Origin of the sequence: Flavobacterium sp. (assembly GCF_031363805.1) — a bacterium.
Taxonomy (GTDB): domain Bacteria; phylum Bacteroidota; class Bacteroidia; order Flavobacteriales; family Flavobacteriaceae; genus Flavobacterium.
Window position 1 is genome coordinate 17,172 of sequence record NZ_JANLVD010000049.1, and the last position, 15,197, is coordinate 32,368.

General features: G+C 31.7%; 14 protein-coding genes. 9 read left to right on the forward strand and 5 right to left on the reverse strand.

Annotated elements, in window-relative coordinates; genetic code table 11:
• The first annotated feature begins 27 nt into the window (after positions 1-27).
• The 8 genes from RMN92_RS02785 to RMN92_RS02820 all read left to right on the forward strand — a co-directional run bounded on the left by RMN92_RS02785 (position 28) and on the right by RMN92_RS02820 (position 9,038).
• Positions 28-1,548 carry an AAA family ATPase gene (locus RMN92_RS02785; protein ID WP_309607936.1) on the forward strand — a complete coding sequence of 507 codons (1,521 nt, stop codon included), beginning with the start codon at positions 28-30 and terminating at the stop codon, positions 1,546-1,548.
• A gap of 150 nt (positions 1,549-1,698) precedes the next feature.
• Positions 1,699-2,187 carry a hypothetical protein gene (locus RMN92_RS02790; protein WP_309607937.1) on the forward strand — a complete coding sequence of 163 codons (489 nt, stop codon included), beginning with the start codon at positions 1,699-1,701 and terminating at the stop codon, positions 2,185-2,187.
• A 112-nt stretch (positions 2,188-2,299) separates the two neighbouring features.
• Positions 2,300-3,754, forward strand: a complete 1,455-nt coding sequence (locus RMN92_RS02795; RefSeq protein ID WP_309607938.1) for a polysaccharide biosynthesis C-terminal domain-containing protein — start codon at positions 2,300-2,302, stop codon at positions 3,752-3,754.
• 180 nt (positions 3,755-3,934) lie between these two features.
• Positions 3,935-4,369: a dUTP diphosphatase gene (gene dut / locus RMN92_RS02800; protein WP_309607939.1), complete on the forward strand. Its 435-nt coding sequence runs from the start codon at positions 3,935-3,937 to the stop codon at positions 4,367-4,369.
• 131 nt (positions 4,370-4,500) lie between these two features.
• Positions 4,501-5,511, forward strand: a complete 1,011-nt coding sequence (locus RMN92_RS02805) for a nucleotidyltransferase family protein (RefSeq protein WP_309607940.1) — start codon at positions 4,501-4,503, stop codon at positions 5,509-5,511.
• 198 nt (positions 5,512-5,709) lie between these two features.
• Positions 5,710-7,047, forward strand: a complete 1,338-nt coding sequence (locus RMN92_RS02810) for a cytochrome C biosynthesis protein (RefSeq protein ID WP_309607941.1) — start codon at positions 5,710-5,712, stop codon at positions 7,045-7,047.
• On the forward strand, positions 7,047-7,826 hold the full coding sequence (locus tag RMN92_RS02815; RefSeq protein WP_309607942.1) for a DUF4292 domain-containing protein: 780 nt from the start codon (positions 7,047-7,049) through the stop codon (positions 7,824-7,826). Before RMN92_RS02810 ends, RMN92_RS02815 begins: the two co-directional genes overlap by 1 nt.
• Entirely contained in the window at positions 7,827-9,038 is a 1,212-nt protein-coding gene (locus tag RMN92_RS02820; RefSeq protein ID WP_309607943.1) for a M23 family metallopeptidase, read from the forward strand.
• A 13-nt stretch (positions 9,039-9,051) separates the two neighbouring features.
• Here the strand turns inward: RMN92_RS02820 and RMN92_RS02825 are convergent, their stop codons facing one another.
• Positions 9,052-9,561: an acyl-CoA thioesterase gene (locus RMN92_RS02825; protein WP_309607950.1), complete on the reverse strand. Its 510-nt coding sequence runs from the start codon at positions 9,559-9,561 to the stop codon at positions 9,052-9,054.
• Between the two features lie 108 nt (positions 9,562-9,669).
• Positions 9,670-10,638 carry an SPOR domain-containing protein gene (locus tag RMN92_RS02830; RefSeq protein WP_309607944.1) on the reverse strand — a complete coding sequence of 323 codons (969 nt, stop codon included), beginning with the start codon at positions 10,636-10,638 and terminating at the stop codon, positions 9,670-9,672.
• Between the two features lie 76 nt (positions 10,639-10,714).
• On the opposite strand from RMN92_RS02830, the gene dprA reads away from it, so the two are divergent.
• Positions 10,715-11,815: a DNA-processing protein DprA gene (gene dprA / locus RMN92_RS02835; RefSeq protein ID WP_309607945.1), complete on the forward strand. Its 1,101-nt coding sequence runs from the start codon at positions 10,715-10,717 to the stop codon at positions 11,813-11,815.
• Positions 11,816-11,924: 109 nt separating this feature from the next.
• Here dprA and RMN92_RS02840 read toward each other — a convergent pair whose 3' ends face one another.
• The 3 genes from RMN92_RS02840 to RMN92_RS02850 all read right to left on the reverse strand — a co-directional run.
• Entirely contained in the window at positions 11,925-12,605 is a 681-nt protein-coding gene (locus RMN92_RS02840; protein ID WP_309607946.1) for a hypothetical protein, read from the reverse strand.
• Positions 12,602-13,864: an ATP-binding protein gene (locus RMN92_RS02845; RefSeq protein ID WP_309607947.1), complete on the reverse strand. Its 1,263-nt coding sequence runs from the start codon at positions 13,862-13,864 to the stop codon at positions 12,602-12,604. The genes RMN92_RS02840 and RMN92_RS02845 overlap by 4 nt, the downstream gene beginning before the upstream one ends.
• 38 nt (positions 13,865-13,902) lie before the next feature.
• Positions 13,903-15,197 (reverse strand): helix-hairpin-helix domain-containing protein (locus tag RMN92_RS02850; RefSeq protein ID WP_309607948.1); only part of this gene is annotated, 1,295 nt, incomplete at its 5' end.

The following is a 15,197-nucleotide window of genomic DNA, read 5'->3' on the forward strand; positions in this document are numbered from 1 at the left end:
GTTAGGTTTAATTCTAAAAAATTTAATTTGAAAAAACGGAACCCAATATCAATCCTAGAAGAATCATTCCTTTCCATCAAAGAATATATTGAAGGCGAAATCAATGTGGACAAAACTTTTTTCAATCAAACATTTGTTCAAGAACTAAAAAAAGAAACTACCTCTTTATTAGTCATTTGCGAAGAACTAAACAAAGATGCCGTTTTTATTCAAAAGATAAATGCCAAAGTAAATCCAAATAATGCCAATAGTTTTCTATTTAAAACACAACAATTTTTCCTGTCGGATATTATTTCCATTTATGAAAAAAAAGCGAATTTAGAAACAGAAAAATCACTTTTTGCCTTTGCTTACTATTATGATGCTTTGCGAAACAGCCATTTTGCTGACGAAAAAGCAATCAATACATTAAACAAATTAGTTTCAACTTCAGAATTTCGAGAGAATTTGAAAAAAATTCGAAATCAGAATCAAATAATTCCACAAAATAGTATTCAAACCAATTTTTTAATTTCGGTTTTATCAGAAATTAAACATCCAAAATTAGAAGAAATAACTGTTCATTTTCAAAAATTTATACAATTTTCATACAATTTAGAAGTAGAAAAAACACCAGAATTAAAAGAAATACTTTCGCCATCAACCACAACCCAAAATGCAAATAGTCAAGTGAGTTTTCCGCCAACAGATGATACTTTAGAAAAAGTACTTGAAGAACTCAACGAATTGGTCGGATTGGAAAATGTAAAAAAAGACATCAACGAACTAGTCAATTTACTTGAAATTCAGAAAAAACGTTCAGTTGAAGGATTAAAAAATATAGAAATTGCATTGCATACTGTTTTTCTTGGACCACCAGGAACAGGAAAAACATCAGTAGCCAGATTATTGAGTAGAATATTCAAACATTTAGGATTTTTGTCTATTGGTCAAATGTATGAAACCGATCGCGAAGGAATGGTTGCTGGTTTTGTAGGTCAAACCGCAAGCAAAGTCGACAAAGCGGTTCAAGAAAGCAAAGGTGGCGTTTTATTTATTGACGAAGCCTACGCTTTAACGGCTAATAGTTTTGGAAATGATTATGGTTCTGAAGCTGTAAATACAATGCTCAAACGAATGGAAGACCACCGCGATGATTTGGCAGTTGTAGTCGCTGGATATACCGAACCTATGAAAACTTTTATAGAATCCAACCCTGGATTGCGATCCAGATTTAACCGTTACTTTCAGTTTGAACATTTTAAGCCCACAGAGTTGTTTACAATTTTTGAAAGTTTCTGCAAAAAATCTGATTTTATTTTGACTGAAGACGCAATAGAAAAACTTAAAGACACGTTTGATTTGTTGTATGCCAAGAAAGATGATGGTTTTGGAAATGCTCGTGTCATTCGGAATTTATTCGAAAAATGCGTTCAAAACCAAGCCAACAGAATTATAAAACTTGAAAAAATTACACCAGAAATCCTGAAAACTTTTACCGAAGAAGATATTCCAGAACCAAAAGAAACTGAAAAACAAGTTTATTTTGCCGCTCCAAAAGAAGAGTAATAAGTTCGACACGAATTTCACTAATTTACACAAATTAATTCGTGATAATTAGTGAAATTTGTGTTGAATTTTTTAGAGTATGAAAGGGTAAATGCACTAAAGTGCATAGTTTTAAACTAAAAATGAGACCTATAAATCCGCATTCCAAAAATGAAAACAATAATCTTACTATTTTCTATTTTCTTAACCCAAAATTGCAATCAAAAAGCTGGAACAATGGAACTACAAGAAAAACTTCCATCAGCAATCGAAGAGGTTTACTATCAAAAATGGATTGGCGGACAAGAACAAACTGGAAGCGGCATAGATTTTCATATTAAATTTAAATCGGCTTTACCAAAAAATACAGAATTAAAAAAAATTTATTTTCAAAATCAAGAAGCTGTATTTGAAGCAGAAGACACAACCAATTTTATAGCCCGTTTTCATCAAAAACCAAATTCTGACATTATTATGGATTCCGACCCTCAAAAAGAATATGGAAACAAAGCACCCGAAGTAAAAAATAAAAAAACTAATATTCAACCAAACGAAGCTATTTTAGAATTTGTCAAAAATGAAAAAGTAGTCAAAGTAAAAATTCAAAATATTAAAGAAAAAGAACTTCTTGCCTATCCTTCTGCAAGACCAAGAAATTAATTACTTTTGCTTTAAAATTTTATAACCGCAAATTCGCGAATTATTTTAATTTACTAAAGAATAACAAAAATAATTGATATAAAATTCGCAAATTCGCGGTAAACATAAAAAATTGAGTCTATATAAATCGCTTTTCAAACAAACGTTAATTTACGGTTTAGCCACGGTTTTACCAAGAATGATTAGTTTTTTACTTAATCCACTCTACACAAAAGTTTTGCCCAAACAAGAATTTGCAGATGTTTCCATTGTGTTTGCCTATTTGGTTTTTTTCAATGTGGTACTTTCCTACGGAATGGAAACTGCCTTTTTTAGGTTTTATAATCTAGAGCAAAACAAAAAAAATGTCACCTCAACCGCCACCATCTCAATATTTTGGACCTCAATAGCATTTCTTTTTATAACACTTTTGTTTAGAAATACACTTTCAGATTGGTCCAATATAAACGTCCACTACATCACCTACACGATTTGGATATTGGTACTCGACGCACTGGCTACCATTCCTTTTTCAAAGCTTCGAGCAGAAAAAAAACCAATGGCTTACGCCTTAATCAAAATAGGAAACGTAGGAATTAATTTTCTACTCAACCTATTCTTTTTAATTTTATTACCAAAAATCGCATCGAATCCAAATAGTTTTTTCCATACCATCTATTTTGAAAATTTTGAAGTAGGCTACATATTTGTGTCCAATTTGATAGCTAGTCTACTTACATTTTTGGTACTCTCACCCAACTATTTCAAAATGAAATGGCATTTCGATACCAAGCTTTGGAAAAAAATGTTGCAATACGGCTTGCCCATTCTCGTTGCAGGAATAGGATTTGCTATCAATGAACATTTCGACAAAATATTATTAGATTGGTTTCATGTTTCCAAATCAGACATTGGAGCCTATTCCGCTTGTTACAAAATAGGCATGTTTATGGTATTGTTTCGCACAGCGTACACACTAGGGATTGAACCGTTTTTCTTCAGTCAATCCATTCAAGAGAATGCACCGCAAACCTATGCAACCATCACCAAATATTTTGTAATTGCTGGATCATTCATATTGCTATTCGTTATTGTTTTTATTGATATACTAAAAGTATTACTGGTTCCAAATCCTAGCTATTGGAACGCTATGAAAGTAGTGCCACTTATTATTCTTGCCAATTTTTTTCTAGGCATTTATACCAATCTTTCCGTTTGGTACAAAATTATCGACAAAACCAAAATTGGAGCTTACATTTCCATTACAGGAGCAATAATCACATTGGCATTAAATTGGATTTTAATACCAAAATTTAGCTATTATGGTTCAGCCATAGCAACAATCGCTGCCTACGGAAGCATGATGTTAATGTCATATTATCTCGGTCAGAAAAAATACCCAATTCCTTACGAAATAAATAAAATTGGAGCCTATTTAGGAATTTCCATAGCACTTTCGGCGCTCTCATTTTACGTTCCAAAATTCCGAGAAAGTTATATTTTCGGAATATTTGCACTTTCGCTATTTGGATATTATATTTACCGAAATGAAAAACAATTAATTTTAAAAATTTTAAAGAGAAATTAGGAGCTATTCGCGCTGTTCGCTGCAAGCTTTTTTCATTTCATTTGTTTTTTCTAAGTCACAAAAAGAGCTTCCTGAGGTCGCTTTTTTATGCCAAGAAAATTACAATGAAATCTCAAAAGGCTTTCCGCTACCATCACGGCTAAAGCAACATTTTCAACACCATCAGAATTATTTTAAAAAATGGAAATAAAAATCAATAACAAATCAAGTCATCCACTACCAAGCTATGAAACCATAGCTTCGGCAGGAATGGATTTGCGGGCATTTATACAGGAACCAATTACATTGGAAACACTGGAAAGAACCATTATTCCAACTGGACTTTTCATTGAGTTACCAGTAGGATTCGAGGCTCAAATTAGACCAAGAAGTGGTTTGGCATACAAAAACGGAATTACAGTTTTAAATGCGCCAGGTACAATAGATGCCGATTATCGCGGAGAAATTGGCGTAATTTTAGTAAATTTATCCAATGATCCTTTTACAATCCAAAATGGAGAGCGAATAGCACAAATGATAATCGCAAAACACGAACGAGCAGATTGGACAGAAGTAAAAGAACTATCCAACACCAAACGTGGTGAAGGTGGTTTTGGAAGTACTGGAGTTAAATAATTTAAGGATTGAAAGATTAAAAAATTTAAGAATTTAAGAACAAGTATCATTTTGAACATAAAAATTATTATAATCCGTAATCTCAAAATCTTTCAATCTTTCAATCTTTCAATCAAAAATAAATAAAAAATATGAAAATTATAGTTCCAATGGCTGGTCGTGGTTCACGCCTTCGCCCACATACACTTACGATTCCAAAACCATTAATTCCAATTGCAGGAAAACCAATTGTACACAGACTTGTCGAGGATATTGCTGGTGTCATCAATCAAAAAATCGATGAAATAGCTTTTATCATTCACAAAGATTTTGGCAATAAAGTCGAAGAAGATTTAATAGCCATTGCCGAAAAACTCGGATCAAAAGGAACAATTTATTACCAAAATGAAGCTTTAGGAACTGCCCACGCCATTATGTGTGCCAAGAAATCCATGCAAGGACCAATTGTTGTTGCCTATGCAGACACGCTTTTTAGAGCAGATTTTACACTCGACACTTCTGCTGACAGTGTAATTTGGGTAAAACAAGTCGAAGATCCAAGTGCTTTTGGTGTAGTAAAACTAAACGAAAACAATCAAATTGTAGATTTCGTAGAAAAACCAAAGGATTTTGTTTCAGATTTGGCTATTATAGGAATTTATTACTTCAAATCTGGCGAAGCATTGCGTTCTGAACTGCAATATTTACTAGACAACAACGTTGTAAAAGGAGGCGAATACCAGCTTACAGATGGTTTAGAAAACATGAAAATAAAAGGCATGAAATTTGTGCCTGGCAAAGTGGATGAGTGGATGGATTGTGGAAACAAAAATGTAACTGTCGATACCAATTCAAGATTGTTGGGATTTTTACATCAGGATGGAAAAAATTTAGTTTCACATAATGTGAAATTAGAGAATTCAACCATTATTCCGCCGTGTTTTATTGCAGATGATGTCGTTTTAATAAACGCAACCGTAGGTCCAAATGTATCTTTGGGAAAAGGAACACACGTTATAGAAAGTACTATCAAAAATAGTTTGGTACAAACACACGCACACATCAAAAATGCAAAATTGGACAATGCCATGATAGGAAATCATGCGAGTTTCGACGGGAATTTTACTAGCATAAGTATTGGAGATTATTCGGTTTTGGAGTAAATAAAAAGGTTTTATAATATTTTTAATCACATAGATTTCTAGAAAATATTTATTATAAGTCGCTTTGCTCAACAAATGATTTCATAGTACTATGTGTAAAATGAAATTTTCTATAATATTCTTTAAGAATAATTATCTTTCTATTATAAACTATGTGGTTAAAAAAGAATACAATTTATCAAGTATTTAAAAAAATAAATGAAAAAAATAGTTCATATCTTAATTTTTACACTTTTGCTAAGCAATACAGATTGTTTAGTGGCTCAAGTCGAGCCAGAAGATGTGGCATTGGATAAAAATGAATTTGAAGAGTCTTATTATGAATCTCTAATTCAGAAAGGAATTGAAAACTATGACAAAGCAATTATTTCTTTAGAAAAATGTTTAAAAACTCAACCTGACAATGCGGTTATTTATCATGAATTGGGCAAAAATTATTTTTTTAAAAAAGACTATTCAAACGCAGAAGCTTCCTATTTAAAAGCAACGCAATTTGACAATAAAAATAAATGGTATTTAATAGGTTTATACGATGTGTATTATGAAACCAAAAATTACAACCAAGCAGTTTTAATTGCACAAAAAATAATTCCTTTTGATAAAAAATATAGAGACGATTTGGTATCGCTTTACATTTACACGCAACAAAATGACAAAGCTTTGGTTCTAATAAACGAACTTGACCAAGATGTTGGAAATTCTGAAATGAGAGACAGATACAAACTTGAAATTTTATCTCAAAATAAAAAGCAACTTTTTGGCAAAAATGAATTGGAAAAAGCCATTGATAAAACACCTTTAATAGAAGAGAATTATCTTTCCTTAATTTATTTGTATTCGGATAATAATGAAGAGGAAAAAGCGCGTCAAATAGCCGAGAAATTACAAAAAAACATACCAACTTCAGATTGGGCTCATGTGTTTCTATTCAAATACCACATCAATGAAAATAGAGCGGAAAATGCTTCAAAATCACTGGACATTGTTTTAAATAGTAATAAAATAGATAAAAAAATAAAATTCAAAATGTACAATGAGTTTTTAATTTTTGTTTTGAAAAATCCAGCTTACGAAACACAATTGAATAAAGCCACTTCGTATTTTGAAAATGATTCGGAATTTAATGTTTACAAAGAAGTTGGAAAATTTTATTACAAGAAAAACAATTGGGAATTGGCTATTAAAAACCTTGAAAAAGCGAAAGATACAGATTTGGAAACCAACTTGTTTTTACTTGCATCCTACGAAGAAATAAAAGATTTTGAAAAACTTCAAAAAACTGCATCCAACTTAATTGATATTTATCCGAATCAACCTGAATATTATTTCTTTGCTGGAAAAGCTTCCAAAGAACTTAAAAAATATAAGATAGCAATGGATTTTCTAGAATCTGGATTAGAATTTGTGGTTGAAAACGTAAATCTTGAAATAGATTTTTTAATTCAGTTAACCCAAACTGCTACCGCAACAGGAAATAATAAAAAAGCAGCTGAATATTCAGAAAAAGCCAAGAACCTTAAAAAAACAAAGAAATAATGCGTGTAATTTTGCTTTTATTGTCAATAACGCTACTTTTTTCATGCAAATCAAAACAAAAAGTTATTGATTCAAAACCGGATACTTCAATCGTAACAAATGCATCGGTGGAAAACGTAATTAAAAACCATTATGCTGTTAAACGTGATTTCAAAACTGCTTATTTTAAAGCCGATGTTGATTATTCAGATCCAAAACAATCTTTAAATGTATCTGCAGATATTCGGATTAAAAAAGATGAAATCATTTTGGTGAGTGTAAAATTTCTAGGTTTTACAGTCGCAAAAGCTATGATTACACCTACGCAAGTTAGATATTACGAAAAAACCAGCGGCAAATTTTTTGAAGGCGATTATAAAACTTTAAGTAATTGGCTTGGAACCGAATTGAATTTTCAAAAAGTTCAAAATATGCTTTTAGGGCAAACTATCGATAATTTATCAGAAGGAAAATATACTTTGACAATGGATCAGAACATGCCAAAATTGGAAGATAATTTAGAAGGAAAATTTAAAAAATCTTTTGTGTTCGATGTCAATTCATTTTGGTTGAATTCACAAGAAATTACCCAAAAAATACCTTTAAGAACTCTAAAAGTGAATTATTCGAATTATAAAAGCTATCCAGAAAGTGTTATTCCCGGAGAACTTCTTATTTTTGCAAATCAAGAAAACAAAACCACTACCATTGAAGTGAAATATAAAAATGCTACCTTCAACGAAGAATTAACTTATCCATACAGTGTTCCAAATGGTTATGAACAAATTAAAATAAATTAAATGCTAAAATATATTTTCTACTTATTGCTATTATCAACTTCACTTTCTTGGGGTCAAGAAGAAGACAGACAGCGTAAATTAGAGGCGCAAAAAGCCCGTTTGCAGGAAGAAATTAGAATGCAAGAACAGTTGCTAAAACAAGAAAAAAAGAAAGAGAAATCTGCGGTTGGAGTCATTGTGCAGCAAACTGTAAAAATAAATTTGCAGCAGAAACTAATAAACACGACTGCCAAACAAGCAAAAGTTTTAGGCAACAGCATGTACATTAACCAAGTTAACGTAAATAATTTAAAAAAGGACTTAAAAGTACTGAAAGAGGATTATTCCAAAATGATTGTCAAATCATATAAAAGCAGATCCGAACAGAGCAAAGCAATGTTTTTGTTGTCGTCAGAAAATTTCTTACAAGCCTACAAACGTGCACAATACATGAAGCAATATTCAAGCTACAGAAAAATGCAAGGCGAAGAAATTAAAAGCAAAACTGATCAGCTAGAAAATTACAACAACAAACTTTCTGTCCAAAAGCAAGAAAAAGTGAAATTAATTGCGGAAGGTGAGAAAGAAAAGAAGGAACTAGAAAAAGCCAAACAAGAACAACAAATTGTTGTAAACTCGATTAAAAAAGATAAAAATAAGATAATTGCAGATATTAAAAAGAAGCAAAAAGAATCCAAATCTATTGAACGTCAAATAGATAGATTAATTCGTGAAGCTATTGCTGCAGCCAATAAAAAAGTTGGAAATACTACCAACACGACAACTTTCGTATTGACTCCAGAAGCAAAAGCTTTGGCAAACGATTTTAAATCAAATAGAGGAAGTTTACCTTGGCCTGTTGAAAAGGGTTTGCTTACTAAAAAATTTGGAAGACAACCTCATCCGCTAGAACCATCTATTATGATTGAAAGTAGCGGCATAGAAATCTCTGCAGAAAAAGGAGCAAAAGCACGTTCTGTATTTTCAGGCGAAGTAAGCGATGTTCAAATGGCTACCAACGGAAATGCTACCATCATGGTTCGGCATGGAGATTATACGACAACATATTCAAATATGGGGAAAGTATTTGTAAAAAGAGGCGATAAAGTAGCTACAAAACAAGCTTTGGGCGAGGTATTCTTTAATGCATTTACTGGAAAAGCCATTCTGAAATTTTTAATTTTTCAGAATACTACCAAATTGAATCCACAAAGTTGGATTGTGAATATGTAAAAAGATTGATTATTTACACAAACAAGGCTTTCAATTCTGTTGCATCGGCAGGTTTCATTTTTCCTGCCAAAACCAGACTTAATTGCTTTCTTCGCAAAGCAGCTTCAAAACGAGATTTTTCTTCGTCAGTTTCTGGAATTATGGGTGCAACTTCAACTGGTCGACCAGTTTCGTCTACAGCAACAAAAGTATATATAGCTTCATTTGCTTTAGCACGATTTCCAGACTCTCTATCTTCGACCCAAACATCAATAAAAATTTCCATCGAGCTTTTGAAACTTCTTGAAACTTTAGCTTCAACCGTAACAACGCTTCCCAATGGGATGGCTCTATTAAATGCTACATGATTTACAGATGCGGTAACGGTTATTCTTCTTGAATGTCTTCTAGCAGAAATACTAGCGGCTCTATCCATTCTGGCCAAAAGTTCTCCTCCAAAAAGATTGTTTAATGGATTTGTTTCACTTGGCAAAACCAAATCTGTTAGTATGGTCAAAGATTCTGAAGGAAATTTAGGTTGCATCATTATTTAAATTTTTACAAAGATAAAATATTAGTACAAATAAAAAACACTAATTCATGAACATTAAAGTATCCATGAATTAGTGTCTAAAATATATATCGTTAAAAATTAAAACTCTTTAATCAAAAGCCAAGCATCTTTATTGATAGAATCTTGAATTTGTTTCATGCTATATTCAGCTTCTGTAATTGTGGAAAAACTACCATAAACAACTGGATAAAGACCGTGTTTATTTTTATCCAGAATTCTTGCATCATATCCTTTTGAAGTAAGATTTTTGCATTCTTTTGTTGCATTTCTTAGGCTGCGAAATGCTCCTGCCATAATATGAAATGGAAATGTTTTTTTAATACTTTCTTCAGGAATTTTTAAAACTGGTACTTCTATAAAAAATGTGGCTTCTTGAATTTTAGTTTGAACCTCTTTTTGAGCTTCAGCTTGAACAATAAGTGTTTCGGCTTTTTCATTTTGAGATATATAAGCGGCATATCCAAAACCTAAACCACCCAGAGACATAACCAAAATGGCTGCATATTTTAAATATGGATTTATATAACGTCTGTTTTCGTGATAATCCTCATCATTAATTATAACATCTTCAACAACAGGCAATAGCTCCACAGTACCAAAAGTTTCAACAAGCTCTTTGTATTGCGTTCTTTTGACTGCTGGCGAAACAAATGAACTCAAACCAAACGAATCTGTTAAATAATTTAATCTATTAGATGGACTAAAAATAACATTCCCTTCAGAGTTTTGTCTAAGATCGCCAATGTTTTTTAGTATGATACTTTCATTATTCTGCAATATAGATTGCCAATTCAACACTTCCTTTTCTACTAATAGTAAAGCTGCATCGTAGGTTAGTTTTTCTGCATTGGAAATATGGTTAGCCAAAAATCCGTCGTTGTTTTTTAAATGAGCATTAAAAGAAATTACTTTCTTTGGTGGATAAAAAGTATGGTTACTTTCTTGTATGTTTGCATGAAAAGTTTCAGTTAAAAAAGCACCAAAACCTGGCACCGAAATACACTGATAACGATATAATAGTTGCGATAAATGATGGGCTATATTCATAATAAGCAAAAATAATAATTTTATTAACAACTGATGTTAATAAATATAATTTATTTTATAATTTTTTTCAAATTCAATGACAGATACAGAGTTACATTTTTTATTATCACTTCAAAAAGTGGAAGGAATAGGCGATATTATGGCCAAAAAATTACTCAATCAATTTGGCTCAGCCGAGGACATATTTAAAGCAAAATCTAGTCAACTTGCAACTGTGGATGGCATTGGAAGTGTTCTATTGAATAATTTAAAAAATAAAAGTGTTTTTGGTCAAGCCGAAATAGAACTTAAATACATTCTAAACAATACTATAAATGTTTCTTTTTTTAAAGATGATGATTATCCAGAAAAATTAAAACATTGTATAGATGGTCCGATTTTATTATTTACAGCAGGAAATATAAATTTAAAACAAAAACGAATTATAAGTATAGTTGGCACCAGACAAGTAACGGCTTACGGTGTTGATTTTTGCAAAAAATTAATGTCAGATTTGGCACCGCTTGATCCAATTATTGTAAGTGGTTTTGCCTATGGCGTTGATATAGTGGCACACCAAGCTGCAATGGAAAACAATTTACAAACCATAGGTGTTTTGGCTCATGGATTAAACCAGATTTATCCAAAAAATCATAAAAAATACATGAGTAAAATGGAGAAAAATGGTGGATTTATGACCGAGTTTTGGAGCAATTCAAATCCAGAACGTGAAAATTTTGTGAGAAGAAACAGAATTGTAGCCGGAATTTCTGAAGCCACAATTGTAATTGAAAGTGCCGATAAAGGTGGTTCGCTAATTACAGCCAATTTAGCCAACGATTACAATCGTGATGTTTTTGCTGTTCCAGGAAGAACATCGGACAAGTACAGTCAAGGTTGCAATAATTTGATCAAAACACAACGTGCACATTTACTAAACTCGGCAGCAGATTTGGTTTATATTTTAAATTGGGATATCGGAAAAAAGGAAAAACCAGTTCAGAAACAACTATTCGTTAATCTTGAACCACAAGAACAAATTGTTTTCGATTTTTTGCAAAAAAATGGCAAAGAACACATGGATATTATTGCATTGGAATGCAATTTGCCTGTTTTTAAAATTTCTTCATTACTATTAAATATGGAGTTAAAAGGTGTAATGAGACCTTTACCAGGAAAATTATTTGAGGCGATCTAAAAGTGAATTTTAAGAAATTTAAACATCACATCTAAGACTACATCACCTTCGTTAAAAGAATTCGTATACAACAATAATTAACTTTTAGAATTTTTAAAATTTGATCAAATCAAATTTTAGACTTTACTTTTTCAATGATTGTTTTAATAAAAGCAAAATATTGATCTTTCTCAGAAAAAAAAGTTGAAAATTCGGTAATTATTTCGTCTGTAATTTCAATTTTTGAAATCAAATTAACAATTATCATTAACTGAGTGGTTCTAAATTCAGCCAAATCTTCTCTATTCAGTTTGACCGTTTTTAACATCGTTTCCCCTCTTTCGTTTATTGGAATTAGCAAAAATAATTTTGTCACTTGGTCAAATTCAAATCTAAAAAAATCACTTGGATTTTCTTCAGTGGGATCTATAAGAAATCCACCTTCGTTTTCTAATGGAAATTTATCTCCTTTGTTCGATTTACCATTGCAAACACTGCAAGCAAATAATAAATTTTCCCATTCAAAACAAAATTCAGGAAACTTTGATTTTGGTCGAAAATGCTCAATATCTCCAGCATAAACCTGTGTAATATTACTTTCACAAAAAGCACATTTGTTATGAAACATTGATTTTAAAGCAGTTTTTACCGTTTCGTGATTGTACTTTTTTTCGGCTTTTTCAAAAATATTTTTGTTTTCAGGAGTTTTATTTTGTTCATAATTTGATTTTGCAATCAAATAATTTTCAGTCCAACTAATTGCATTTTGAACCAATATCGATGGTTTTTCTAATCGATTTACCCTAATCATTTTAAATATTTTTCGGTAAATTGAAGTAGTTTTTCATCTAAAACAGATTCCGAAAATGCAGTTTTTACTTTTGGAATCAACTTGTCAAACTCATTTTTTTCTTTGGGAGATAAATCTTTTTTACCTTTTAATGAAATGTAGTTGTCTATATTTTCTTGAGTTGCAATAGACCTTGAACTATCAGCTTCAAACAAATCTGATGTTAAAATTTGGTCTATTCTCCAACCTTTTACTTCATCTGGATTATTGTCAATAATTACTTTGTCTCCTTCTTTTCTACAAACGACAATATTTGCTCCTTTGTCTTGAGCTGCTTGCACTATTAATGGACTATGAGAAGTAGCGATAAATTGAGCCTTAGGGAAGTTCTCGGATAATTTGTCTATAACTATTCTTTGCCATTTAGGATGCAAGTGCAAATCAATTTCGTCAATTAAAATAATTACAGGTTCCTCTAATGGGTTATCACTATTTTGATATTGTTCCATCATTTTTGAAGCTATATCAACAATCAAAGCGGTTAAGGTTTGATAACCAAAACTTAAATCTCTTAAATTCACCCAACCAAAGGAAGTTTGAACTTCAAGTAAAAGTTTTAAATTGGTTTCGTTAATCGGTTTTACTCTAATATCATTGACATCAGGTAAAATATCTATTAAAATATTCTTAACAGATTGGAATTCTCGTTGAAATTTTTTTTTCGTTTTTTGATCTGCTTTTAAAGAAATCATTTCTTTTTGCAAAAACCACTCTTCCGCATTTATTAATTCTATTGATTCGTCAAAAAGCGAAGTCATTGTGAAATTTTCTTTTACAAAGTTTTCCTTTCTATTCATTCTTCTAGAAGCACCATAGGACAGTAAAAAATTATTAATAGAACCTAAGTGGCTTTTAAAATTTACTCCATTTAATTCAATTGTTGGTGAAGAAAATGAAATTATTTCATTGTTCAAATTAATAAATAATTTGATTTCACTCTGTTTATATTTATTAAAAAAATGAAAAAACCGTGAAGGATATGTTACTGACTCACCTATGCCCCTTGCATCTGTAACTGGTTGCATACTATCTAGTGCTTTTAATAAAGTAGTCTTACCTGTACCATTATCACCTAAAATAATTGTCCAAGGAGAATAATTTCCATTTCCATCTGACAAATCAAGTGTTTGTTTGTCTTTAAAACAATTTATACCATCTATTTCAAGCGAATGTAAGTAAGAATGGTTATTGTTCTCTATATTTACTTCTTTATTTGTCATTTTTACAGTAATATAATATATTACAAAAATACGCTTTTTTACAAAACCATTGTCAACTGAATTCGTTTTCTATCTTCGTCCACTTCAGTAACTTTTACAGTCACATGTTGATGTAACTTTACGACTTCATTTACATCAGAAACAAAACCGGCTTTGAGTTGCGAAATATGAACCAGTCCACTTTCTTTGGTTCCAATATCGACAAAACAACCAAATGCGGTAATATTATTTACAATTCCTGGCAAAATCATTCCAGTTCGAACGTCTTTTATGGTTTTTACATTAGGATCAAATTCGAAAACTTTAGCCGATTTTCTTGGATCCAATCCTGGTTTTTCGAGTTCTTTTATAATGTCTTTCAAGGTCAATAAACCAATTTCTGGTGTAATATAATTTTCAGGTTTTATTAGTACTGTTTTTTCTTTATTTGCAATCAAATCATTCACAGACAATTTCAAATCTTTTGCCATTTTTTCTACTATTGAATACGCTTCTGGATGTACTGCAGAATTATCCAACGGATTTTTTCCGTCTTTAATTCTAATAAAAGCAACCGCTTGCTGGTATGCCTTGTCGCCCAACCGTGGTACTTTTTTGAGTTGTTTTCTATCGTCGAAAGCGCCATTTTCCTGACGATAAGCGACAATGTTTTCGGCTATTTTTTCTCCAATTCCTGATACATAACTCAATAAATGTTTGCTTGCCGTGTTGATATTTATGCCTACGGAATTCACGCATCGAATAACTGTTGCGTCCAATTCTTCTTTTAATTTAGACTGGTCCACATCGTGCTGATATTGCCCTACTCCTATTGATTTTGGATCTATTTTTACCAATTCTGCCAATGGATCTGATAGTCTTCTGCCAATTGAAACCGAACCACGAACCGTGACATCATAATTTGGGAATTCGTCTCTGGCTATTTTGCTTGCCGAGTAAACCGATGCGCCAGCTTCTGAAACTATAAAAACTTGAACGGGCTTATCGAAAGCAATTTTCTTAATAAAAAATTCGGTTTCGCGACTCGCCGTTCCGTTTCCTATTGAAATGGCTTCAATATTATAGGCATTGACCATGGAACGAATTTTTTTCATGGCCATTGCATCTTCCTTTTGTGGCGCGTGCGGATAAATGGTTTCGTTGTACAACAAATCGCCTTTTTCGTCCAAACAAACTATTTTGCAACCCGAACGGAAACCTGGATCTATTGCCAAAATTCGTTTTTCGCCCAATGGTGGCGCTAATAAAAGTTGTCCCAAATTTGAAGCAAAAACATCAATAGCCGTTTTGTCAGCTTTAGTTTTGGCTTCTTGCAAAGCTTCATTGGAAATGG